The 23288-nt window shown below is 43.0% G+C and carries 25 protein-coding genes and 1 tRNA gene; 4 read left to right on the top strand and 22 right to left on the bottom strand.

Annotated features, from left to right (window positions below; all coding sequences use genetic code 11):
• Positions 1-35 precede the first annotated feature (35 nt).
• From flgE to CWC03_RS06940, 6 genes are all read right to left on the bottom strand, one after another.
• A complete protein-coding gene (flgE, locus tag CWC03_RS06965) occupies positions 36-1436 on the bottom strand; it encodes a flagellar hook protein FlgE (RefSeq protein WP_138581150.1) in 1401 nt (466 codons plus the stop codon).
• A 41-nt stretch (positions 1437-1477) separates the two neighbouring features.
• Entirely contained in the window at positions 1478-2161 is a 684-nt protein-coding gene (locus CWC03_RS06960) for a flagellar hook assembly protein FlgD (RefSeq protein ID WP_010606303.1), read from the bottom strand.
• A 17-nt stretch (positions 2162-2178) separates the two neighbouring features.
• A complete protein-coding gene (gene flgC, locus CWC03_RS06955) occupies positions 2179-2610 on the bottom strand; it encodes a flagellar basal body rod protein FlgC (protein ID WP_138581149.1) in 432 nt (143 codons plus the stop codon).
• 2 nt (positions 2611-2612) lie between these two features.
• Positions 2613-3023 (bottom strand): flagellar basal body rod protein FlgB, encoded by a 411-nt coding sequence (flgB, locus tag CWC03_RS06950; protein ID WP_010369289.1) that lies wholly within the window; start codon positions 3021-3023, stop codon positions 2613-2615.
• A 280-nt stretch (positions 3024-3303) separates the two neighbouring features.
• A complete protein-coding gene (locus tag CWC03_RS06945; RefSeq protein WP_010369291.1) occupies positions 3304-4137 on the bottom strand; it encodes a CheR family methyltransferase in 834 nt (277 codons plus the stop codon).
• 15 nt (positions 4138-4152) lie between these two features.
• Positions 4153-5085 (bottom strand): chemotaxis protein CheV, encoded by a 933-nt coding sequence (locus tag CWC03_RS06940; protein WP_010606301.1) that lies wholly within the window; start codon positions 5083-5085, stop codon positions 4153-4155.
• Positions 5086-5225: 140 nt separating this feature from the next.
• Between CWC03_RS06940 and flgA the strand changes: the two genes are divergently transcribed.
• The 3 genes from flgA (at position 5226) to flgN (ending at position 6750) form a co-directional block, all read left to right on the top strand.
• Positions 5226-5933, top strand: coding sequence for a flagellar basal body P-ring formation chaperone FlgA (flgA, locus tag CWC03_RS06935; protein ID WP_138581148.1), 708 nt, complete (start codon positions 5226-5228; stop codon positions 5931-5933).
• Between the two features lie 72 nt (positions 5934-6005).
• Positions 6006-6329: a flagellar biosynthesis anti-sigma factor FlgM gene (gene flgM / locus CWC03_RS06930; protein ID WP_138581147.1), complete on the top strand. Its 324-nt coding sequence runs from the start codon at positions 6006-6008 to the stop codon at positions 6327-6329.
• Positions 6322-6750, top strand: coding sequence for a flagellar protein FlgN (flgN, locus tag CWC03_RS06925; RefSeq protein ID WP_138581146.1), 429 nt, complete (start codon positions 6322-6324; stop codon positions 6748-6750). The genes flgM and flgN overlap by 8 nt, the downstream gene beginning before the upstream one ends.
• Positions 6751-6824: 74 nt before the next feature.
• On the opposite strand, the gene CWC03_RS06920 is transcribed toward flgN, so the two are convergent.
• A complete protein-coding gene (locus tag CWC03_RS06920) occupies positions 6825-7301 on the bottom strand; it encodes an LPP20 family lipoprotein (protein ID WP_039492591.1) in 477 nt (158 codons plus the stop codon).
• A gap of 204 nt (positions 7302-7505) precedes the next feature.
• Here CWC03_RS06920 and CWC03_RS06915 point away from each other — a divergent pair, with 204 nt between their 5' ends.
• Positions 7506-8702, top strand: coding sequence for a flagellar assembly protein T N-terminal domain-containing protein (locus CWC03_RS06915; protein WP_138581145.1), 1197 nt, complete (start codon positions 7506-7508; stop codon positions 8700-8702).
• Between the two features lie 108 nt (positions 8703-8810).
• On the opposite strand, the gene CWC03_RS06910 is transcribed toward CWC03_RS06915, so the two are convergent.
• The 15 genes from CWC03_RS06910 to ptsP all read right to left on the bottom strand — a co-directional run bounded on the left by CWC03_RS06910 (position 8811) and on the right by ptsP (position 23282).
• Positions 8811-8885: transfer RNA gene (locus tag CWC03_RS06910), tRNA-Arg, on the bottom strand.
• 328 nt (positions 8886-9213) lie between these two features.
• A complete protein-coding gene (locus CWC03_RS06905; RefSeq protein ID WP_249313964.1) occupies positions 9214-9855 on the bottom strand; it encodes a FlgO family outer membrane protein in 642 nt (213 codons plus the stop codon).
• A gap of 10 nt (positions 9856-9865) precedes the next feature.
• Positions 9866-10519 (bottom strand): FlgO family outer membrane protein, encoded by a 654-nt coding sequence (locus tag CWC03_RS06900; protein WP_138581144.1) that lies wholly within the window; start codon positions 10517-10519, stop codon positions 9866-9868.
• Positions 10520-10533: 14 nt separating this feature from the next.
• Positions 10534-11115, bottom strand: a complete 582-nt coding sequence (locus tag CWC03_RS06895; RefSeq protein ID WP_138581143.1) for a FlgO family outer membrane protein — start codon at positions 11113-11115, stop codon at positions 10534-10536.
• 54 nt (positions 11116-11169) lie between these two features.
• Complete coding sequence (locus CWC03_RS06890; RefSeq protein ID WP_138581142.1) at positions 11170-11775, bottom strand: SPOR domain-containing protein; 606 nt, start codon at positions 11773-11775, stop codon at positions 11170-11172.
• Entirely contained in the window at positions 11762-14704 is a 2943-nt protein-coding gene (locus CWC03_RS06885; protein WP_249313963.1) for a hypothetical protein, read from the bottom strand. The genes CWC03_RS06890 and CWC03_RS06885 overlap by 14 nt, the downstream gene beginning before the upstream one ends.
• Before the next feature lie 18 nt (positions 14705-14722).
• Positions 14723-15505 carry a fimbrial biogenesis chaperone gene (locus tag CWC03_RS06880; protein ID WP_171040218.1) on the bottom strand — a complete coding sequence of 261 codons (783 nt, stop codon included), beginning with the start codon at positions 15503-15505 and terminating at the stop codon, positions 14723-14725.
• Positions 15506-15823: 318 nt separating this feature from the next.
• Positions 15824-16270: a DUF4402 domain-containing protein gene (locus CWC03_RS06870; protein ID WP_138581141.1), complete on the bottom strand. Its 447-nt coding sequence runs from the start codon at positions 16268-16270 to the stop codon at positions 15824-15826.
• Between the two features lie 15 nt (positions 16271-16285).
• A complete protein-coding gene (locus CWC03_RS06865) occupies positions 16286-16867 on the bottom strand; it encodes a DUF4402 domain-containing protein (RefSeq protein ID WP_010369323.1) in 582 nt (193 codons plus the stop codon).
• A gap of 97 nt (positions 16868-16964) precedes the next feature.
• On the bottom strand, positions 16965-17474 hold the full coding sequence (locus tag CWC03_RS06860; protein WP_138581140.1) for a hypothetical protein: 510 nt from the start codon (positions 17472-17474) through the stop codon (positions 16965-16967).
• 101 nt (positions 17475-17575) lie between these two features.
• Positions 17576-18460, bottom strand: coding sequence for a UTP--glucose-1-phosphate uridylyltransferase GalU (gene galU, locus CWC03_RS06855; RefSeq protein ID WP_138581139.1), 885 nt, complete (start codon positions 18458-18460; stop codon positions 17576-17578).
• 8 nt (positions 18461-18468) lie between these two features.
• On the bottom strand, positions 18469-19302 hold the full coding sequence (locus CWC03_RS06850; protein ID WP_138581138.1) for a thymidylate synthase: 834 nt from the start codon (positions 19300-19302) through the stop codon (positions 18469-18471).
• Positions 19303-19314: 12 nt separating this feature from the next.
• Positions 19315-20127: a prolipoprotein diacylglyceryl transferase gene (gene lgt / locus CWC03_RS06845; RefSeq protein WP_099030219.1), complete on the bottom strand. Its 813-nt coding sequence runs from the start codon at positions 20125-20127 to the stop codon at positions 19315-19317.
• A gap of 9 nt (positions 20128-20136) precedes the next feature.
• Positions 20137-20946 (bottom strand): sulfite exporter TauE/SafE family protein, encoded by an 810-nt coding sequence (locus CWC03_RS06840; protein WP_138581137.1) that lies wholly within the window; start codon positions 20944-20946, stop codon positions 20137-20139.
• Positions 20947-20993: 47 nt separating this feature from the next.
• The gene (gene ptsP, locus CWC03_RS06835) at positions 20994-23282 is read right to left on the bottom strand and encodes a phosphoenolpyruvate--protein phosphotransferase (protein WP_138581136.1); all 2289 of its coding nucleotides are present in this window, start codon (positions 23280-23282) and stop codon (positions 20994-20996) included.
• Positions 23283-23288: the final 6 nt, after the last annotated feature.

The following is a 23288-nucleotide window of genomic DNA, read 5'->3' as shown; positions in this document are numbered from 1 at the left end:
CTGCCTTTGTAGCAGCCTTTGGAGGGCATAATATATTATCGGATCTGTAATATATTTTGTTGTAATGTTGAGTTAACCTCAAGCGCTCGAGAGTTCGCTTGGAAATTACGTTGAGCACTGATAAGGTCAACTAACTCGTTTGTGAGGTTGACATTCGATTGCTCTAACGCAGATGAACTAATACCACCAAGCGTACCTGTGTTTGGCTCACCTGCAAGTGGCTCACCAGAAGATAGGCTCTTCTTCCACTCAGTATTACCAATCGCCTGAAGGCCTTGAGAATTCGGGAAGCGTACGAGCGCGACTTGCCCTAGGAAAGTCGAGTCGCCGTTAGTATATGAAGCCACAACTTTACCATCAGTACCAATATCAATACCAGCTAGTCGACCTACGGTTGCACCGTCTTGTTCCAGCGCTTTCACTTCAAATCGACCTGATGAATATTGTGTCGGTAACTTCTGAGCCGTGTTTGCTTCATCACGCCAGTTAACAACAATATCATTCGGGAAGGTTGCGCCGTTTTCTAACAAGTTTGACATACCAATAGTTGGATCGACCGCATCTTGAGGACCTGCAAGGCTAAGCGGGTTAAACGTTGTACCCGTATTGTTACTAAATGTCAGTGGTGAAGCTGATGGATCATCCGCTGTTTGTGAAGGAATACCACTTGCGTCAAAACGAAATACGCTTACTGGAGTGTATGGCACAGGTGGCGTAGCGGTTGGGTCAATTTGCTGCGCATTGTGGTTAAATGGCTTATCGTCCATTGTTGCATAAGTTGACCATTGGTTATCCGCTGTTTTTCTAAAGAACAGTTGTAACGTGTGCGACTCACCCAACGAGTCATATACCGTAATTGCCGTTCTTGAGTTATACGATGCACTTTGCGTAGGATCGAACGCAATCGTAGGAGGCTGCGCCGTTGCATCTAGATTAAATGAAGTATAGATTTGCGACGTTGCTCGAGGTGAACCAGATGCATCTGGAATTTGAATTGGCGATGTTGTGCTCAAACTCAAAGACGTTGTATCACCGGTTGATGGATCAACAGGGAAGCCTTGCAAGTAGTCACCTTTTGCATTCACGATAAAGTTGTCTTTATTTAATTTAAATGCACCAGCTCGAGAATACGTAAAATCCTGTGATTGCAGAGAGTTTGACATGGCAAAATAGCCTTCACCCTCAATCGCCAAGTCTAGCGAGTTTTGCGTAAACTTTAGTGACCCTTGGTGGAACTGCTGTGCAACCATGGTAGTTTGTACACCATCACCATTTTTCGTTTTGCCTGAGCTAAAAACCGAAGACGCGTAAACGTCAGCAAATTCTGCGCGAGACTCTTTAAAACCGGTCGTGTTTACGTTAGCAATGTTGTTTGCTGTTACGTCCAAGTCTTTTTGCGCGGCGGCAATACCTGTCAGTGCTATATTGAAACTCATACTCTCACCTCTAAGTTCTTAAGGTTAATTCTTTAAAACTACTATGCTATTTCAGCAATATCAGTTAAGCGCACCGCGCCTTCTTTAGTATTAATGACGATGCCGTTAGCACCATTAACATTAACACTGTCAATATTTCTAAATGTGGCTGACGGTAAAGTTTGATATTCACCTTCAATCATACCTTCCGCTTTTATGGTATATTCACCAGGGGGCATCATCTCGCCATCTTTATTCTTACCATCCCACTCAAAACGCACAGCGCCTACACTTTGCTCACCAAACTCAAGCGTCTTAACAATCGCTCCAGATTCATCATAGATACCGACTGATAGATTCTGAACTGGCTCTTGTACAATCACAGAACCTTTTGTAAGTGCATCGTCACCATGTTCTAACGTCGTTGATTCGAGTAATGCTTTTTTACCAATCAGCGTTGATGCTTGAAGTGCCGAGTTAGAAGTCATCGATGCAGCTAACGAGTCAAAGTTCTCATTTAACTTTGAGATCCCCTCGGCCATGGTAAAACTTGTCATCTGCGCGATCATTTGATCGTTGTCCGCAGGCTTACTTGGATCTTGGAAAGAGAGCTGTTGAGTAAGCAGCGAGAAGAAATCTTCTTGCGATAGCTCATCTCTGGGCTTTTTCTCCTCGGCCTGTTTTTGCCTATCCCAGTAGAGTGAATCTACACCCGTTGAAGAGGTGGCATTTACATTATTACTCATCAGCTGTTACTCCCAATTTAGCGCTGGCCTAGTTGCAATGTTTTACTAAGCATTTGCTTTGCAGCATCTGCAACTTGAACATTGGTTTGGTAAGAGCGAGAAGCAGAAATCATGTTTGCCATCTCCTCTACCACATTCACATTCGGTTTATAAATGTAGCCATTTGCGTCTGCACTTGGGTGGTTCGGGTTGTATTCAACTTGAAGCGGCTTGTCGCTCTCAACCACACCTAAGACTTTTACTCCAACTGAAGATCCCGCAACATTGTTCTGGGAAGCTGCAGCTTTGGAAAGTTCAGCGGCAAATACAGGGTGTCTAGCGCGATAAACATCATCTTGACTAGAACTCACTGAGTTTGCGTTTGAGATATTACTTGCGGTGGTATTTAGTCGCACGTTCTGTGCACTCATTCCTGAACCCGCAATATCGAAAACGTTATATAAACTCATAATTATGCCCCTTGCCCGCCGAGTGCCTTCTTAAGACCACTGAACTTACCACCAAGAAATTGCAAACTGGCTTGGTACTCTAATGCATTCTGTACATACAAATTTCGTTCCACTTGTATATCAACCGAGTTACCATCACCTGTATCTGCTTGATTTGGCGAACGATATAGTTCAGACGAGTTACTCATTTTGGTACCACCACTAAGGTGTTTTGCATCTGTTCTAACCATATCGTTGCCGCTTCTTTGCATTGTTTTTGCCGCTTTTAAGGCACTGGCAAAATCAATATCTTTAGCTTTGTATCCTGGAGTGTCTGCGTTTGCGATATTGCTTGCTAGAATTTCAGCGCGCTGTGAGCGCAGCAGCATCGTATGCTGATGTATACCCAACGCTTTATCGAAACTAATTGCCATTATCTGACTCCAAAAAATTGACTCAAGTATGATAAAGCAATCTTTAGGCCAGTTTTGAAATTCAATTTATTCATTAAATTTCAATGTGTTAAATTATATTTTTGGAATAATTAAACTTGAGCCAGTATTGAGGAGTGAAATAAATAAGAGGAAGCGTCTGAAGAGTCAGCGGTTGAACTTAGAAAATCCAAGGTTGACGAAAGTAGTCATTGGAACTGCGACTGCGTACAAATATTCAATACCTAACTATAGCGAACGTCCCTGCCGCTATATGTAAGTATTAAGTCTTTTTCTGATAGATAATCCCAGGATTACAACGGATCATATTAAAGTCGTCACTTAAACCCGCCATCGATTCTGACGCACCTAAAAACAAATAACCATTAGGATTTAACGACTGAGCAAATTGCGAAATGATTTTGGCTTTCACTTCAGGTGAAAAGTAGATCAGGACGTTACGACAGAAAATAACATCAAATTTACCCATCAATGCATAAGAATCTAGCAGGTTTAAATGTCTAAAGCTGACCATTTTACGGATCGGTTCAACGACCTTAGCCATTCCATTGCCACTATCCATAAAGAACTTCTTTCTACGCTCAGGCGACAATCCTCGCGCCAACGCTAGCGCGTCATATTCCGCATTCTTACACATATCCAGCATAGTGTTAGAAATGTCGGTACCGACGATCTGCACACCCATTTTCAGCGCACCAGGGCTTTTACTCACATACTCACTCGCAGACATCGCGATTGAATATGGCTCTTGTCCTGATGAACTTGCCGCCGACCAAATCTTAACTGGACGTCTCAAGTCTTTAAACTCTGGTAAGATTTTCGATTTAATTAGCTCAAACGGATAAGTATCCCTAAACCAAAGTGTTTCATTCGTTGTCATCGCGTCCACCACAGCGGCACGTAATTGCCGCTCATGGGGACTGAGTGTTTTAGCTACTAAGGACGAAAGTGTTTCCACACCAAAGCGAGCCATCAGAGGAGCTAGTCGACTTTTGACCAAGTACAATTTATTGTCACCCAGCACAATACCGCACTGTTGCTCCAAAAAGGTTCTAAATTGGTCGTACTCTTTTTGCTCTAAATGCTTATTTTCCAAGTGCTACCACCAGCTTTAATCACAATGAACCCATTTTTTAACCGCTGAAGCTAATTCATCTGGGTTAAACTTAGCAATAAAATCATCAGCGCCAACTTTCTCAATCATAGCCTGATTAAATACACCACTCAGTGAAGTATGGAGTATCACATGCAATGGCGCTAATTTTGGATCAGCTTTTATTTCAGCCGTTAACGTATAACCATCCATTTCTGGCATTTCAACATCAGAAATCAACAGTCCTACTCGCTCAGTGACATTATTTTGACAGTCCATTTCGGCTATTTCACGAAGCCTGATAAGTGCTTCTTTACCATTCTTCGCAAGTTCAGTCTGAACACCTAATGGCTCCAATGCACGCTTGACCTGATTACGAGCAACCGCGGAGTCATCAGCGATAAAGACAATACGTTCGCCTAAATCTTTTTGCATTTCACCATCAGAGACAATGTCAGCACTGACCTCAGTGTTGATCGGACAAATTTCATTGAGGATCTTTTCTACATCTAATATCTCAACTAGCTCGTTTTCAATCTCAGTGACCGCTGTCAAATAGGAATAACGGCCCGCCCCAGATGGTGGCGGCATTATTTTTTCCCAGTTCATATTCACAATACGTTCCACTGCACTGACTAAAAAACCTTGAACTGAACGGTTGTATTCTGCAATCACAATAAAACAGTTACGAATATCTTGAATAGGAGGTCCACCTACCGCAAGTGACATATCAATTACGGATATAGTTTGGCCTCGAATATGAGCAACCCCTCGGATAAGCGGGTTTGACTTGGGCATGCTTGTCAATGCTGGACATTGAAGCACTTCTCGGACTTTGAAAACATTAATGCCGAAGCGCTGTCGACCTTGAAGTCGAAAAAGTAATAGCTCGAGACGGTTTTGTCCAACCAGCTGTGTACGTTGGTTAACCGAGTCTAAAATACCTGCCATTTCAATCTCCTACTGTATAAACCGCTAATCGGAACGATCTTTGCTTCGACTCTGATATGGTTTACCACCCTTGATTAGGTGCAGTTATTAAAGCAGAATCTTTATACCTTGTTTCACCCCATAAGCATAGTCGAAACATCATGAGTTTGTTAAAAAAAACCCATTACATTCAGTTTTTTTGTTTGTTCGCTTATTTTATAGGCGTTGACTATGGTTATTGTCAGCAATATGACAACAAAACTTTAGAACAAAACGCAATAGAATTTGTTGAACCGAATGTAGAGCAAGATCCCGACAGTCAGTTGTCACTGACTGCTATACCACTTGATTCAAGAATTCCAGCAAGGGACTGTCAATCACCACTGCAATATAGTACAGCGATGACGCCGCCTTTTGATACTCAGGTGACAGTACAAATTAGATGCAACGACACCCTCAGCTGGACTCAATACGTCCACGTGCGTATTGATCACCTATTCCCCATATTAGTTAGCGCAACCATGCTGGAAAAAGGCCGTGTTATTCAGGATGAAGATGTAAAAATAGAGTATCAGCCAAAACGTTTTCGCAGAGTTTCCTATATAGAAGATAAGTCGATACTAATAGGCAGTCGCAGCAAACGTAATATCAGAGAAGGTCAAGCCTTTACTCAGGCTCATATTTGCATGGTCTGCAAAGGCGATACTGTGACGATTATAGCTAAATCAGGCGGACTCGTGATCAAAACTCAAGGAGAAGCGCAGCAAGATGGCAACCGTGGTGAACTTATTAACGTTAAAAACGCTCGCTCTGGCAAAACCTTACGTGCTAGAGTAATAGAAGTGGAAACAGTAGAGGTGAATTTATAAAAAATTTGCTAAAGTAATACTACTAAACGCCGATAACAAGGCTGAGAGTATAATTTTATTGGGTCTACAATTATGGTTAATCAAGTTAACGGTCAGAATCAGTCTACATCCGTTGCTAATAATGTTAAGCAACAGAAAGCTGAATTGCAAAGAAATGATGCCAACAGCGCATCAGTTAAATCATCAGCTACACCGAAAGCAGCTGCGGATTCAGTCAGTCTGACTCCACAAGCACAGCAGCTGAAAACAGTCAACGAAAAAGCGCAGCAATCATCAGGCTTTGATGACAAAAAAGTCGAAGAATTGAAAAAAGCAATTGCGGAAGGCAAGTATCAAGTTGACGCGGAAAAGCTAGCCAAAAATATAGCTGCATTTGAGTTCGAAATATATGGATGATTTGGTTCGGCTTTGCCACCACAAACTTTCAGAACAAATCTCGACGCTAGAAGCGATGACCCAGCTTCTGGCGCGTGAGCTTGACGAGCTCGCGTCTCGGCGCGGCGACAATTTAAAAGAAATCGCTCGTGAAAAGCTAACTCTCATTTCAAAATTGCAAAAACTCGACAATGAATTGTCAAAAACTGAGTCTCACGTTTTTGAACACAGCGAAGTAGCCCCGCTTGTTACTAAAGTGCGAGCACTACTCAGTGAGTGCCAAACCAAAAATGAAATCAATGCTAAAACGGCTCATCAGGCCAATGTAAGCACACGAGAATTAAAAGGGATCTTAATTGGCGCACCTACTTCTGTTACATATGGTCAAGATGGTAGCGTGAAAAGTAGCGACAGTGAGTTAGTACGTAACCTAAAGGCGTAACCACACCAGTCATATTTAAGTATTGAAAAACAGCCGAAGCAGAGCCTATCAAATCAGCAGCATACGATGAGTGCTTACTTGAAGCTATAAGATATCTTCTTAATTTTCTGCGGCTTAACTTGAGTAATATATAAATCATAAACGCGCTTCATATCAAGCTCTAATTCCGTTGCGTAGGTATCACCAACCGCGTAACTTTTCAGCACCTTAGCACCACGAACGAGTCCATTTACTTGGCTCTTAAGGCCGTCGTTTTGGGCAATAGCACCTTTTACCGTAATAGTGGATGTCAAATTCTGGCCATACAATTGCTCAGCCAATTCACGATAGGCTTCTAATTTTGAGACTTTAATAGCCATCAGCTGCTTCTCACCCGCAGTTTTACCGGGCTGAGCACTCAAAGGCGCGTACCCCACAGCTCGTAAAACAGGAAACGTTTCCGGTTGCACCGTTTCATATTCAATGTGCTTGTCAACGAGGCTTGAACAGCCACTGAGTCCCGCTAGCGAGCAAACCATAACAACTGCACTGATAGAATTAGTGATACGCATTTCACCACACTCCGCTACAATAACTACCAATCAAAATTTAACACTTCCCCAGCATCTTAGTCTCGCAAGGGCTGTTGTAGTTTCATCGTGTATTGGCAATAAATAAAATTAACTTTCATAAAATATGATTATGCACGAACCTTGCCAAAATTTGGCACAGGTATTGCTGAGTTAAAGGGTAGTTTTTGATCTGGGCATTTAAACATGAAAAAGCAATTCGCGACCAGTCTATCATTGTTGTGTATCACCTTAACTAGTCCTGCTTATGCTGAATGGTTTGAAGTTACTGGCATGGCTGACGTTAAAAATGGTGACCATCAAAAAGCAAAAAGAAAGGCCGTAAACGACGCCATTACACAAGCATTGCTGTTTTCTGGCGCTTCGGTAAGTAGTGTACAAACCGTCACAGATGGTGTGCTCACCCAAGATCAACTTAAGATCCGCTCAAATGCCGAGATCCAGAGCGCCAACGTGATTGCTGAAGCAAAAGTAGGGGACTCATGGCAAGTAACATTGCATATCGATATTACCCCACAGAGTGCTCAGTGCCCAACCAGTGCTTACAATAAACAGGTTGCGGTCACACAAAGCCAGTTAAAAAATAAACATCACGCGACTTTAGGTCAAATTTTTGACATAAATAAAGCCGTGAGCGAGCGCCTATATCAAACAATGACTGAACAAAAGTCGAGCTTAGAACCCGTTCCCTACTTTGCACAGACCATAGATGTTAGCCGCTTTTTCAGTCAGCGTTTTGATTATAATGAACAGTTGATCGAGACCATTACAGCAAATACCAACAGCCAATTTGTACTACTGAGTCAAATTACTGATGTTGCTAGTGTCGATAAACTGAATAGTGACCTCGCATTTTGGCAAAGCGATAAATACTTAAGAAGCTTCAAGGTAGACTTTGCGCTGTTTGATGCACTCTCTCATGAAAGGGTGTGGCAAAAGCAATATGCCACTCAAGGCGTGTGGCCGTTTAAGAAAACCAAACTAATTGATGTGTACAGTGAGCACTTTTGGCAGACAGATTATGCTGATGAGATCCAGACCACGCTGACACAAATCACAACTGATTTAAACGCAGCGGTCGCTTGCTTACCAACCAATGGCAAGATCCTACATATCGATGATGAACAAGTCGTTATTAATTTGGGCCGCATGCATGGCTTAGAGAATGGCCAGATCCTTAACGTAGCACATAGTAATCCGCTGACTAATGTCGATGGTAAAATATTTATGCATCAAATAAAAACCATCAATAAGCTACAAGTGATCCAGGTGAATGCGCAAAACGCCATCGCGGTAAATATCAGCAATCGCCCACTTCACAATGTGCAAATTAATGATTTGGTTGAAATTCAAATAGAAAATGAGAATGAATTTGCACTATAAGTGCAGAGCTTTCCCGTGGTAGAAAGCAAGGTTTTCGACAACTTTACACACTCAACACCATGCTTTCGCCGCCCTCTTACTTTGGTAATTCCACGTAGAAGCGACCAATGGCGTCCCCAGTAGGAATCGAACCTACATCTAAGCCTTAGGAGGGCCTTGTTTTATCCATTAAACTATGGGGACAATCTCTAAAGACAGATAACAATCGCCTTTTTTGAGCTTCACTAGCGGGATTTGCGGAACTTAATACCCATGAAAGTCAGGAGTTGTCGATTCTCTGTTGTACTGCATCTCAGTGACTTCGCTTTAGTATACTGATCTTAATGAACTTTTAAAGATTTATAGTCAATTTATTCGCGCTAATAAATGAGGTGGTTCAGTAGGTGAATACGCAGCAGTTAAGACCCACTACTGCGCTATCAGTTACTTCGCTTGAGGTGTGGATAAAAAGTAGGATAGTTCTTCGTTTAAAACCTAAACGGTATGTCTTTAAAAAACGCTATTTTAAGTACTACCTTGACGCGGTTGCCTGATCATCAAGGATAAAATACGGGATGGTCACCACCGTGCTTGCGATCACTAGGTTGGTGTTAAACTCTAACAACCTTGCATTTACCTCCACGCCTCGTGGGCGGTAAACCATAGTGCCTGTGAGCAAATGACTGGGCGATTGCGTGTTTCTCAAGCGGCTTGCGTTACGCGAAAAAGTCAAATCACCACTGGGTGTCACTTCTATTTTTCCAAGCGCTTTAAAGTCTAACGCTTGATAACCCAGCTTTTGCATTTGATGCATTAAAGACTCAGCCAATTGGTTTCCTAGCTGGTTTGTATCCCTTAATGATTCATTAAAGTTGACAAAACTGGCTACCGCTATCGACTCAGGCTTTTGCCCTAACACAGTATCTGACAGTTGCAACGCAATTTGATTGGCGTAGTTAGCAATTTCTTTGCGATGACGGTAGCTAATGAAGCCAATATCTTGCGATATCGCCGCTTGTGAATTTTCATTACGCTCCTGCTCTTCCATCATGGCATATAATATTTCCATATCGGATTGCTGCGTTTCTGTAGATTCAGGCGCAGTCTGTTTTGTCATTTCACAGCCACCGACTAATGCAAGTGTCGTCGCGAATAGCACTACATTTTTCATCATCGCCTCCGAATTAGTTCGCACGCTCTATACGAATGCCATCGTATGCCGCACCATCTTGTAGGGCGTTAACGACGTTTTGCGGTAAAAAGCCTTGAGCAGAACCCACGACACTTTTACTTCTAAGCCCAACCACTCTGGCATTAACCATAACTCCACCCTGATGATTCACCAAGGTACCACCTAGCACATACAAAAAAGGATGGTCGTCAGATAGCTCTAAAAAATCACGGCTAAAAATAAAATCGCCTTCAGGTGTGACTCGGATATAGTCTGTTGTTTTAAAGTCCACAACAGGGATCCCAAATGCATGAAGCTCATGGATAAAGCTTTCAGCCAACTGATTACCCAGCAAAGAGCCTTTATCAAATGCTTTATCTAAAAATACAAAGCTTGTCACTGCTACCGGGGTTTTCTCATTCACGTGTTTCAAGTTTGCAACCATGTCTTGCATAATAGACTGGACATAGTGAGTGACATTTTTACCGGCCATTTGCTGAGAAACAGAAAATTGTTTCATACCGTTTGGGTTACTTTGGTACATCGAAGATTTTTCAAAGCCATTACGCACGGGCTCAGCCTGAGCATTATCCACCGCAAAAAAGTTACTCTGTGCACAGCCAACCATCAATGAAAGCGGCAAAACCAAACTTAATACTTTTTTCATTACTTTCATCTCCACTAATATTGGCTTCGTATAATCTGACCGTCACGATTTGTGACACGCTCCGTACCCCACATCACAGCTTTAGGAATGCTGATTGATGCGGCTGAAACGGCTCGATTATGTAACGTATCAACCAGCCGCGCATTGACCAAATAGGTATCTCGACTTTCTACGATTGTCCCAACCACCACAAGGTCAATTTTCTGGCGCTGATTTAGCACATTCAATTCTCGACTTAACATACTATCGGCAGAACTTTGTAAAGATAAAGCGTTTCTGAGTCGATATTCCACGACATCTGCCCCCATTTGACTTAAATGGGTCATGAGGGACTCTTGCAAGGCCACACTCAAGCCTGAACCTTGCCCAGCAACGGTATCATCCAGCTGATTAGCCTTAAAAAAACTCGTTACAGCAAGCGTTGAATTCGGCTTGAACGGCCGTACATACTGTCCGAGCTCCGCGGCTAACTGAGCGCCAAACCTATCTAAGTCAGGTAAGATTTCTTCTTGCTGGGTCGCTTCTCTTTTGCCAACCTGTTGGCTGTTTGTACACCCCGCCAACAACATAATCACTATGAGTGCTAGATATTTCATTTCACCAAGCCCACGATAAACTTATTGGATAAAATGCAAAATACGCACCAAGTTTTAAAGTCGATGACTGGTGTAATGGCTAACCAAACAGCTTAAACCTGCACGCTTAAGTTGCTGGCAACCTTTGTATGCAGAGGCCTTATCTGCAAATGCACCTAATTTGAGCCGATAATATTTCGTATTTTGGATATCTATTTGCTCGATATTCACTTCGCTTGTTGCAAAGTCTTGCGGTAACTTATCCTTGAGTTGCTCGTAGGTTTGCCTAAGCTTGGTATATTCCGTTGTAGAGGCCAATTGAATTGCAAATTCAGCTATCTCTACAGACTGTTTTTGTTTCTCGGTGAGCTTTGTTTTTTGCTCTATCACTTGCTCGGGTTGCTCTGCTAAAAGCTCAGCATCCTTTTGCTTTGCAAGCGAATTTGATAGCTGCATCGCAATAACATCTAAATCTTCCTGCACTTCTTCAAACCTAGCAATCTGCTGTTTTAGCGCTCTGAGCTGCTCTACTTCTTGTCGTAAGGTGCTTACCTGCTGTTCCAATAAAGATATCTGCTTCTTCATTTGTAATGAGTCAAGTTGACTCTTGCTCGCAGTTGCTTGGCAACCACTTAACGCAACGAAACTGAGCATAATGAGGTGCCACTTAATTGATTGCATTGTTTTCTCTTTCATAAATAGTTAAGACTTCCACTGTGCAAGAAACTTTGAAGGGAAGTAGATTTTGGCAAATATTTGCCGCTTTTTGTATGGCGTCATCTTTTAATATAAGTAAATAAGTGGCGTCGCCTTCTTTTTGCGCATACCCAAAACCACCGCTTAATAACGCGGGATAACGCTTAGCCAAAATCGCCGCATACACTTTTAATATCGTTAATGTCTTGAAGCGTCCAACTACAGCAAACTCTTGCGTGGTTGCGCGCTGTCGTTGTAATTCGTGATTTACATCAAGCAGCAAGTCTCCCTCTGCACTTAACTCCACTTCTATCTGTTGAGTACTGGCTACCGCGAGCCTTTTCGCATCACTTATCGCTGTACGGTAAGTCCCAGGCTTCAAACTAGTAAATACATAGTAGCCGTCATATGCTGTCTGAGTGCGCGCGACTTCGTTACCCATTTCATCAAGTAAACTCACGGTGGTGAACCCTGCAGGTCGGCGCTCTGTCCCCTCGTTGATTTCAACAATACCTTCAACTTCCGACGAGTTTACAAATGGTATTTCAACATATTCAATATGACCGGGTCTTGGAGTGAATGAAAAGCCATCGTTAGCGGGAATTAAAAAGGGTTCGGGGATCGTTTCTTTGTCAACAATAATATCTGTTCGTTTGTAATTAACCATTGCGGGTAATAGAGCGACACCGTCGTCGTCAGTTTTACCTTGTGCAAAGTTTTGTAACGCTTTTATAGTTACCCCCTTCAGCGGTAACTCCCCGTCGTCAAGATAGCCGTTATTATTTTGGTCGACAAAAGCACGAACCATCAAAGAGCCAAACTGCGACAAGCGTTTGCCAGTTAAAAAAACCTGATCTACGGTTTCGCCTGCTCCAATACTTACTTGTCCAGAAAGGCCTAGTTGCCAGTTATCATCGTTATCGTATTGCAAGTCTGTTAACAACCGAAATTTATCATGGTTCCAGCTCAATCCAAGTTCGGTTTTATAGTATTCCGCAGCAAAGTCTTTGTATAAGGTAATGCCAAGATCAAGCTCAGGACTTAGCTCTTGGCTCAACTCTAGCTCTGCGGCTGTAACTTCATTAGAAGGTTTTATGTCATACCAAGTAGTAAAACGACTATATATCCCAAAAATCCTTCGCTGCCAGCGCAAGTAGCTGCTCACATTACTAGCTTGATTTGTCTGCTCTTGCCACACAAATTGGTTACTGAAAGTGCCCCAATAATTACCCGTACTAAACAGTAGCGACGCTTGCTCGGTGGTATCTATATTATCTCTATTAAGCTGAAAGTATTCAGCACGATAGTAAATCTTAGCGGCATCAAAAAGAGACCAATCTCCCGCCGCCGTTAATTTTATCTCGGTCGCATTTTCATCCCGTTCTAAATCTTCCTTTAGCTCAACTTTAGCGCCTACCTGCTGGCCAAATAGACGGGTTCGAGTATTTGCAGAGAGATGTTGGTTCGTTTCGCTCTTACTATAGTCAACATCCAGTAATAGTCGTTTATTAATATTGGTGTTAAACCCTGTAGAAAAGTACTGTTCTGAGGCGCTATTTTTCACACCTTGACGATGCTGCAAACCTGCATACACCGCAAAATTTTTAGTAAGACCGTAGTCAAATCGACCATTTACTTGCCAGCTTGACTTCCCTGATGCTGCAGTCTTGTCGCCCAGTATACTTTTGCCCGTCTCAGTAATTGATACGGCAAAAAAGCCTTCGCCTTCGTTTGTGGTGCTCTGTTCAACATAATAGGTCTGCACTTCTTTTGATACTTGACCTTGCCCTCCATACATCACCAGTTCAAAGGTATTTTCACCAAATAGTAAATCAATATTTTCAAACTCATAGCGCCCAGATTGAACATTATTTTCTTGCCCTATTAGCAATCCATTTCGATAAAGCTCTACGTCCCACCCTACCTGAACTGGACCTGAGATGACAATACGCTGACGGTTCGTACGCCTATCTAACGGCGCGTTACTGAAGTTCACTCCTCGCCCTTCTTCATTTAGCGCATCAACTCCAACTTGAACATTCTGGACATCACCGAGCGATACCTTGGTAAAATTCCCAAACGGTAAAACATCGGCCTTTTTAGAAGCACGGTTGAGGGATAATCGTGAGCGATTAATCACATCACCCTCTCTACCAGCAATAAAATACTGAGCTTGCCAATAGGCGATGTCTTGCGAACCAATAAGGGAATAAGACATCTGACTAATGTCTTCAGTCAGCTGCGTATTTATCTGAGCATCCAGCACTGGTTTACCGATGCTTTGATAAGGACTTGGTCGCCACGGTAATGTTGCGCTGGCATTGCGGTCAAAACTGACAACCTCTCTTCCTAATCGCTGTTGCTGTGCTTCTATTGGCAGAATTTGCCTACTTTTAACCGTAAGAGATAAATCCTGTATATCTGTAAACAGGCTCACATCGAATAAGGTCGCAACGATATAATCGGCGATAAATACCTCACCATTGATAACCTGAACTTCCTTATTGCTCAATTGCGTTCGCTGCCCTTTGCTCTCAACTAAATGCGCTTTGGCATTAAGACTAAAGGTGTTTTCAGGAGTGAAGAACCAGCCATCAAAAGTTCCTGATACATCTTCTGATACCACAAACCCCAAAGCCGAAAACAAGCTCAAGAGTTCCACATTGACGCCTTGTTCCGACGCCACCGCGATCACTTCACCTAAATATAAATTTCCTTTATAGGCGGATAAAAACAGTTCCGTACCAACATCAACCCGAGAGATCACCCGCTCACTTTGCTGTATCGCAAGTTTTGCTTTCACTCGTTCAACCCGTTCTAATAGCTGTTGCAAAGTATCAACCTGCGATGCCATAGCAGGTTGATAGCATAGTATGCCTATTAGTAACGTGCGCCAAATAGCGGGGGCTCTCATTACGTTCGCTTACCTAAACTACAAAGATACCGAATCATCTACAAAGGTGCGGTCAGTGTACTCATCATCACCCACATACTTGATTAAGACCGTGCCTGATGGCCCGAGTTTGATTGCAGGGTCTATCGAGAATTCTACACTTCTTTGATTAAGCTCTGGATATACGGCAAACTTATTTAATACTCCGATCCGCACTGGTTTAACGTCATTTTCCCCCCGCCAATAAGCGGATAATTCGCCAAAGCTACTATATTTCCCAGTTCGATTAAGTAGTACCGTAATTGCCTGACGACCATTTTTTGCGTTGCTTACAATGACATCATCAAGCTGTATTTGCGGGTTCGCATCGCCAACCCGCAGCATCACCGGAATGCTATAGCTCATCAGCACGTCAATATTGATACCTTCTTGCAGCTTGCCTTTATTATTCGGCAGCTCCCTAAAGAGCAAATGTGAGCGATACTCTCCTTGTTCCATATTCGCCTTTCTGCGCACAGCCAGCTTTATTACCTGACGCTCACCTGGCCCCAGTGTTACTTGCCTAGGTGAAATACGGATGAAATGGCTTGCAGCCATAGGGTTCATTTTTTGCTCGGCAAAGTTGGCATAACCACCTTCTTTAAGTGCTAGCTTCTCTTGAAATTCAAGTCGATAAGATTTGGTCACATCACCATTATTAATGATTGTAACCCTCTCAATTCTCTGACGCTCTTCGAAAGCAACTCGTGTTGGGGTGATCATCAGATTGGCGCTTACTTTACAGCAACAAAACAAAAGCAGCGTTAATATTAATTTATTCATAATGTTGGGCCTGTTTATCTTTCAAGTTTGTTTTTGCAGCAGTTTAATTGCCATTTATGCAAGGCAGAGCCTGCGGAGCATAGTTATTCTATGTGAGTCAGGTGATAAAGACTTTGTGCTCCTGCAAAGTCACCTTACCCCACATTCCTTGTGGGGCAACGCAGAAGAAATACCAATCAAGCACTGCCCTTTGGGTTCCCTGAGTGCACTTTGTTCATTGTTGCTCAACTTTTGCTTAGATTACTAGGCGGCAAGTCGAGCGCCGCGACCAAAACCCACTCAGGGCAACAAAAATCAAACAGCAAAGGTCAACAGACCCTAGTAAGACAGAATTATTTCAACGTTCAAGGTTTGCACCCCATCCGATAGCGATTTACCGTTGCCAGCAAAGCGCAATTGACCACCGACCTTAAACTGACCAGACCCGACACTATCGGTGTAAATAGCCTTCTCGTGATACAGCTCAGTCAATTGGAAGGTATCGGATGCACCAAGATTCCAATAGCCAAACCAGTCATTGTAAACGGTAGATTGGACGCTAATTTGGCGATTACGAGGAAAATCGGTCAAGAGGATTTCTGCCGCATGACCAAACTCTACGAATAGAATATTGCTTGAGGTTTGTGGCCTAACATTAGGTTCTATCGTCACTGTGCCTACGCTATTTTGATCAATAATCGCAATAGTGCCAAAGCTCAATTTCCTAACGACCGATATATCTTGAGCTTTGGCCAAGTGACTGGCAAAAAGCAATGCCAGTACCATGTAACGCCACATGTTTTAGTAAGCGATTTCGATATCAACTTTACTGGTGTATACACCACCGCCATACGTATCTGTTCCAGAAAGAGCTTTAGTACTTAATGTCGCACCAACTGAAAGCGTTGCGGCACCATTTGCATCGACCCTGAACTTGTTGTTTGTCACTTCACTGTTAGGCTGAGCACCGCTCACCACATAAAACTCAAAATCCTTTAAATCAAAAGAGGCATTACCTACGCTATCAACCGTAGTTGCGGCCGGAACCGTAATCGTTAACTCAGTATTTGGCGCGGCATCGGTGATATTGATAGAGCCAGCTCCACCGGTACTAATAAGGTTTATTATTGCATCACCAGTATTCTTGATTTCAGGATCGGTCAATGTTGGATCCGCCTCAATCTTTATAGTAGCGACATCCGCTGCATCGCCCTGCACTCGAATGATACCGAAATCAAGCGGATCACCGGCTTCAGCTGAAAATAAGTTTTTAACTTCTACTTTAACTTCAAGACGAGCAGTATCCTTAGCAATTGCTGAAGAAGTAAGTAAAGCAGCGGAAATAGAGCTTGCAATAAGCGCAGATTTAATCAGTGTTTTCATCTTTAAATTCCTTTAGAGGTCATTTTTATCATCACCGCAATACCGTTTTTTGGTGACTTACTGTTTATCGTTCCCAAATGGGAAAACTTTAGTGAAATTAAAACATTAATCTCCTACAATCAATGCTTTGGATAGAAAACAGTCTACAGTAGACTTTTGCTTCTTGAGTTGATCTTAATCCTGAAACTGTTGCCCAATCTCGCATTTCAAACGCTTGAATTTGCAATTCTGCCTCAGAAAATATACTAGGAAACTTTCGCTTTACTGCCGCTAATAGCGCTTGATGCTGCTCAACTTGAGGCATGGAATTGATAGATAGGGGAAATAACTTGAGTTGAATTCCAGTCGTTTGCTTCGCCTTTTGTTTACTCGCTGAATAACGCTTAACCTCTACGTCAGTATTCGATGTTGCTCGGATATTATCGACGCTTGCTTGAGACTCTAACAAAGTCAGCAAGTTTGTGAGATCCTGCTCTAACGAGCTCAATCGCTCAATACTTTTGAGCTGCTGCTCACTTAACGGCGAAGGCTCTTTAGATGAAAGACTACAGCCACCTAAGGCGATTAAAGAGCCGAAGAGTAAAAATTTAAAAAACCGAATATCCACAATAAGTTATAACAAAAATCCATTTTCTGATATGGTACATAAATCGCGGTAAATAACCAAATGCTTTTACCGCAAATATCGGTACATTTAACTTTATGTAATTACCTTTTAGCAATCGAACCAATAAGAGAAGCAAGCTCAGTTGAATACTCCTCTCTTCGCATCGCATGCTCAACTATGGCTTTTAAATAGCCGATTTTGCTTCCGCAGTCATGACTTTTTCCACATAAAGCGTACGCCTGTACCTCTTCTGACTCCATCATCATTGCGATAGCGTCTGTTAATTGGATCTCACCACCTGCTCCCTCTGGCGTTTTTGCCAGCATCGGCCATATTGACTTACTTAACACATAGCGTCCCACAATAGCCAGATTAGAGGGAGCTGCGCCCTCAGGAGGCTTTTCAACCATGCTATACATTGACTTGGATGCGCCAGGGGGAAGTGTTTCACCATGTAGATCAACTACTCCAAATTGAGAGGTCAAGTGTTCTGGTACGGGCTCTACCATAACTTGACTAAAGCCATCCTGTTCGAAGCGCTCTATCATCTGAGCTAAGTTTTCTGTTCGTAGGTCACTGGCAGCGGCATCAATCAACACATCAGGTAGCATCACAACAAACGGCTCATCTCCGATCACTGGAGCGGCACAATTGATTGCATGTCCAAGTCCCCTAGCCTCCCCTTGGCGAACTTGAATAATAGTCGTATTTTTGGGGCAAATAGATTGTACTTCTCCTAGTAACTGTCGTTTGACCCTCTGCTCAAGGGTTGCCTCTAACTCAAAGCTCTTATCGAAGTGATTTTCAATCGAATTTTTACTTGAATGTGTAACTAAAACTATTTCTCTAATTCCAGCCGCAGCAGCCTCATCGACTACATATTGAATAAGCGGTTTATCGACAATCGGTAGCATTTCTTTTGGTATAGCTTTAGTGGCGGGTAACATTCTCGTACCCAACCCTGCAACTGGAATAACAGCTTTCATGTTAACTCCTAAATAGCGACTGGTGCTTTGATATGAGGGTGACATTGATAGTCTACCAACTCAAAATCCTCAAACTTAAAGTCGAATATATCCTTTACTTCAGGGTTAATTCGCATTGTTGGTTTTGCATACGGTTCACGGCTTAATTGTTCTTCTACCTGATCCATATGATTTAAATATAGATGAGCATCACCGAAAGTGTGAACAAAATCACCAACTTCTAAGTCGCAAACTTGTGCAATCATCATTGTTAACAGTGCATAGCTTGCGATGTTAAAGGGCACACCTAAGAAAATATCTGCACTGCGTTGATAAAGCTGGCAAGAAAGCTTGCCATCTAGTACATAAAATTGGAATAACGTGTGGCAAGGTGGTAACGCTTGTTTGCCCATCGCTGCGTTTTCTTTTGGTGAATAGCTAGTATCAGGCAGAAGCGCAGGGTTCCATGCACTCACAATCAAACGGCGAGAGTCTGGATTGGTTTTGATTTGCTCTACAACATCTTTGATTTGGTCAACCACTTCACCATTTGGCCCTGTCCAAGAGCGCCACTGGCTACCATAAACTGGCCCTAAGTCCCCTTCATCCGTTGCCCAGCCATCCCAAATGCTAACGCCATTTTCCTTTAGGTATTTGATGTTCGTATCGCCTTGCAAGAACCAAAGTAGCTCGTGAATAATCGAGCGTAGATGACACTTTTTCGTCGTTACAAGTGGGAATCCTTCTTGCAAGTTGAAACGCATCTGGTATCCAAAAACACTCACTGTACCTGTGCCCGTGCGATCTTCTTTTTTTGTGCCATTATCACGCACATGGCGCATTAGTTCTAAATATTGCTTCATTGTTCGCTACTCTTAACTTTTAACTTGCCCGGTAGATGGGTTGCTACCTTCTCGCTTATATGCCCACACCATAAGGATAGCGCCTGCGATCACCATAGGGAGAGATAAGATCTGACCTTGAGAAATAAGGCCACCATATAAGCCAATATGTGCATCTGGTTCACGGAAATACTCGATTGAGAAGCGGAAGACACCGTAACCGGCTAAAAATAGACCTGCTACACTGCCCGCTGGGCGCGGTTTTTTCCTAAACCATACCAGCATCACAAACAATACCAACCCTTCAAAAAACGCTTCATAAAGTTGTGATGGATGGCGCGGCTGTGGTCCACCCGTTGGAAAAATAAATGCCCAAGGAACATCTGTTACACGACCCCATAACTCACCATTAATGAAGTTACCGATACGACCGGCAAACAGCCCAACAGGCACCATAGGAACGACAAAGTCGCCTACCGATAAAATCGAACGTTTGTTTTTAAGCGCATACACGATAATCGCCGTGATAACACCTAACGCACCACCATGGAAAGACATACCGCCTTGGTCTACCCTAAACAAATAAAGCGGGTTCTCAATAAAGTGAGAGAATTGATAAAACAGCACATAGCCAATTCGCCCGCCCAAGATCACACCGAGCATACAGTAAAAAACTAGGTCGCCAACTTGGTCTTTATTCCAACCAGAGTTTGGTTTTTTTGCTTCTTTCCCTGCCCACCACATGGCGAACATAAAACCGATTAAATACATTAATCCATACCAACGAACACTTAACGGTCCGATGGAAAAAATCACAGGGTCTATCTGTGGAAACTGCAAAGCCATAGCCTTTCCTTAATTCATTAACATATTGCCAGCGATAACAATGAGTAACGCCGCAAACACTTTCTTAATCGTTGTGACTGGTAAGTGGTGCGTAGCTTTAGCGCCAATAGGCGCCATAAACCATGAAGTTGCTACTATACCAAACAAAGCCGGTAAATAGACAAAGCCTAAAAAGCCATGCTCAATATCTACATGTTGGCTACCAGAGGCGATATAGCCAAAAGAGCCAAAAATAGCGATAACGATACCACTGGCAGATGCACATCCTATCGCTTTTTTCATATCAATAGAGAAAAATGTCAATAGTGGGACGATTAATGCTCCCCCCCCAATACCAATCATTGCAGACAGTGCTCCCGTTACCGAGGTTAGCATTGCAAGTATCGGTCCTTGCGGTATAACTCTGGTTGATTGTGGCGGTCTTCTGGTGCTCCACGCCATTTTCAATGCAATACCGACAACACTAACCACAAAAATAATTCTGACCAGTTTTTCAGGCAACATCACTGCGGCAAAACCACTGCCCAACGCGCCGACTGCCACACCTAACATCACCCATGGAGCAATGTGCCATGGAACATTGTCATTTTTATGATGCGCTTTGGCTGAAGATGTCGAAGTGAAGATAATGGAGGCAAGCGACGTCGCAATTGCAACCAACACCACTTGATCTGTGGGTATAACATTAAATTCGGTTAAGATGACAGATAAAATAGGGACTATCAGCAGCCCGCCGCCAATACCAAGCAGACCTGCCAAAAAGCCAACTGCACAGCCGAGCAAAGCGCAAAGTACAACGATGAGTATAATAGTTTCCATCAACAAGCTCTTATTCTTATAGCGCCGTAATGGTAGCGTAAATAACCTTAAGAAGCACCCTTTGCTTGGTGGCTGGTATAGAGTAATTCTGCAAAATGATGCTCAATCATAAATTCTTTAATAATTCGGCGCACTTGCTTAGATGAAGGTTGTGCTAAACAGCTTTCAAGTAGAGCTTCCATATCCGTTACTCTCAGTCTACGTAGCACCCATTTCACTTTGTTCAGTGATGAAATATTCATACTCAAACGGCGATACCCCATTGCAATAAGCAAGATTGCTCCCTCAGGCTCACCGCCTAACTCTCCACACAAGCTAAAAGGCAGTTCGTGTAATTCACACTGCTGTGCAATCTGGTTTAACACTCGTAATACACTAGGGTGATAAGGGTCAAAAAGATCCGCCACTTGTGCGTTGGTTCTATCAACTGCTAATAAATACTGTGTTAAATCGTTACTGCCCACAGAGCAAAAATCGATTTTTTTCGACCACTCAGGCAACAAGTATACGCTAGACGGCACTTCAAGCATTACGCCGATTTCTGGCCGGTCGATAGTATAAAAAGGATCAGCCCATTCGTCTTGGAGCTCAAAACAAGCCTGCTCAATGAGTGCCATCGCTTCATCTATTTCCTCACTATGGCCCACCATAGGCAACATGATCTGTAAGTTACCAAGACCCGCGTTTGCTTTGATCATGGCTTTGATTTGATCCAAGAAAAGCTCGGGGTGATCCAGCGATACACGAATGCCCCGCCATCCCAAAAATGGGTTTTCTTCTTTGATATCAAAGTAATCTAGAATTTTGTCGCCACCGATATCTAAAGTCCGCATCACTACGGGCTCAGGGTGATAACGTGATAGCACCTCGCGATACCAGGTTTCTTGCTCCGATTGTGTTGGGAATTGGCCTTTTTGCATAAACCAAGACTCAGTACGATAAAGACCAACGCCATCGCAATAACTGGCGCTTAATGTTTCAGTCGATAGATCAAGCCCAGCATTTAAGAGTAAATTTATACGCTCGCCATCGAGTGTAATAGGAGGCAAATCATGTTCCGCTTCAAACTTATCATGCAGAATGTTGTCTTTACGTTTGATTTCAACGTACTCATTGACCAACATTTGCGAAGGCGAAATATAAAGCCGCCCAGAATATGCATCCATGATCATAGACTTACCATCAAACTGTAACAATGGAATGTCTTCTATCCCCCAAATAGCAGGGACGCCCATCGCGCGAGTGAGAATAGAAGCATGAGAGTTGGCCGAGCCATGCACGCTGACTACCCCTTTGAGCTTCTCTTTTGGTACTTGCGCTAGCATAGTTGGAGTCAAAGTATGGGCGATTAGAATCGTATTATCTGGATAGTGTTTAACCGCTTGTTCAGTCGAGACTAAATGCTGGAGCACGCGCAGGCCAATATCATTAACATCAATCGCGCGCTCTTTGATATAAGGGTCACTCATCATATCAAACTGAGCCACAAGCTTTTCAATAACAAGCTTTAGCGCTGTTTTTGCGTTCCAGCCTTGCCGTATTTCAGACTCCACTTGTTTACCTAAACTCTTGGCATCCAAAAGTTGTTGGTAAACCTCAAACACAGCTACCGCTTCTTTTGGAATATCATCACTCAGGGTTTTGGCTAAAATATGGAATTCTTGCCGAGTAGCAGATACTGCTTGATGAAACAGCTGAGTTTGCTGCTGAATATTGTCACTATACTGCGGTTCAATACTCGCAAAATCAATATGGGGTAACACCACATAACCATCACCTAAGGCAATACCAGGTGCACTCGATACCCCTTTTAACACCGAGGTTCTGTGACTGCTTGCATCTTGTTGAAGTAAAGTTTGAATTTCGGTGTTGGCAAGCTGTGAAGCCAATTGCGCTGAAAGCGTAATAAGAAAGGACTCTTCATCATGGCTAAATACACGAGCAATCTTTTGCTGCACCACAATAACCCCAAGCACTTTACGCTGGTGTACAACGGGTACTGATAAGAAGGCATTGTAGCCTTCTTCATTGACCTCGGGTGACAGTTTGAATCTTGGGTGGGATTGGGCGTGGGCAACGTTAATTGGCTCTTCCCGTTGAGCAACAAGACCGACTAGGCCTTCCGTAAATCCCATTCGGAATTTCCCGATTGCTTCAGGGTTTAAGCCATCCGTTGCCATCAGAATAAAATTATCTTGACTGTAATCGGCAAAATAAACTGAGCAGCATTCAGTGTGCATGGCATCTTTGACCATAGTAACAAAGCAATTTAACGCACTTTGTAGGTCACTTTGCTGTGCCACTGACTCAGCAATCGATCTTAACGTTGCTAACACCTGCTG

It is taken from the genome of Pseudoalteromonas sp. S2755, from assembly GCF_005886535.1.
Lineage (GTDB): Bacteria > Pseudomonadota > Gammaproteobacteria > Enterobacterales > Alteromonadaceae > Pseudoalteromonas.
Note: the sequence above shows the minus strand (reverse complement) of the source record. Positions and strands in the feature narration are given on the sequence as shown.

Bases quoted from the DNA above. Each gene is read 5' to 3' on its own strand.
- flgE (WP_138581150.1), bottom strand. From the start codon at position 1,436: ATGAGTTTCAATATAGCACTGACAGGTATTGCCGCCGCGCAAAAAGAC.
- CWC03_RS06960 (WP_010606303.1), bottom strand. From the start codon at position 2,161: ATGAGTAATAATGTAAATGCCACCTCTTCAACGGGTGTAGATTCACTC.
- flgC (WP_138581149.1), bottom strand. From the start codon at position 2,610: ATGAGTTTATATAACGTTTTCGATATTGCGGGTTCAGGAATGAGTGCA.
- flgB (WP_010369289.1), bottom strand. From the start codon at position 3,023: ATGGCAATTAGTTTCGATAAAGCGTTGGGTATACATCAGCATACGATG.
- CWC03_RS06940 (WP_010606301.1), bottom strand. From the start codon at position 5,085: ATGGCAGGTATTTTAGACTCGGTTAACCAACGTACACAGCTGGTTGGA.
- flgA (WP_138581148.1), top strand. From the start codon at position 5,226: ATGAGTTTGTTAAAAAAAACCCATTACATTCAGTTTTTTTGTTTGTTC.
- flgM (WP_138581147.1), top strand. From the start codon at position 6,006: ATGGTTAATCAAGTTAACGGTCAGAATCAGTCTACATCCGTTGCTAAT.
- flgN (WP_138581146.1), top strand. From the start codon at position 6,322: ATGGATGATTTGGTTCGGCTTTGCCACCACAAACTTTCAGAACAAATC.
- CWC03_RS06920 (WP_039492591.1), bottom strand. From the start codon at position 7,301: ATGCGTATCACTAATTCTATCAGTGCAGTTGTTATGGTTTGCTCGCTA.
- CWC03_RS06915 (WP_138581145.1), top strand. From the start codon at position 7,506: ATGAAAAAGCAATTCGCGACCAGTCTATCATTGTTGTGTATCACCTTA.
- CWC03_RS06905 (WP_249313964.1), bottom strand. From the start codon at position 9,855: ATGATGAAAAATGTAGTGCTATTCGCGACGACACTTGCATTAGTCGGT.
- CWC03_RS06900 (WP_138581144.1), bottom strand. From the start codon at position 10,519: ATGAAAAAAGTATTAAGTTTGGTTTTGCCGCTTTCATTGATGGTTGGC.
- CWC03_RS06895 (WP_138581143.1), bottom strand. From the start codon at position 11,115: ATGAAATATCTAGCACTCATAGTGATTATGTTGTTGGCGGGGTGTACA.
- CWC03_RS06890 (WP_138581142.1), bottom strand. From the start codon at position 11,775: ATGCAATCAATTAAGTGGCACCTCATTATGCTCAGTTTCGTTGCGTTA.
- CWC03_RS06885 (WP_249313963.1), bottom strand. From the start codon at position 14,704: ATGAGAGCCCCCGCTATTTGGCGCACGTTACTAATAGGCATACTATGC.
- CWC03_RS06880 (WP_171040218.1), bottom strand. From the start codon at position 15,505: ATGAATAAATTAATATTAACGCTGCTTTTGTTTTGTTGCTGTAAAGTA.
- CWC03_RS06870 (WP_138581141.1), bottom strand. From the start codon at position 16,270: ATGGTACTGGCATTGCTTTTTGCCAGTCACTTGGCCAAAGCTCAAGAT.
- CWC03_RS06865 (WP_010369323.1), bottom strand. From the start codon at position 16,867: ATGAAAACACTGATTAAATCTGCGCTTATTGCAAGCTCTATTTCCGCT.
- galU (WP_138581139.1), bottom strand. From the start codon at position 18,460: ATGAAAGCTGTTATTCCAGTTGCAGGGTTGGGTACGAGAATGTTACCC.
- CWC03_RS06850 (WP_138581138.1), bottom strand. From the start codon at position 19,302: ATGAAGCAATATTTAGAACTAATGCGCCATGTGCGTGATAATGGCACA.
- lgt (WP_099030219.1), bottom strand. From the start codon at position 20,127: ATGGCTTTGCAGTTTCCACAGATAGACCCTGTGATTTTTTCCATCGGA.
- CWC03_RS06840 (WP_138581137.1), bottom strand. From the start codon at position 20,946: ATGGAAACTATTATACTCATCGTTGTACTTTGCGCTTTGCTCGGCTGT.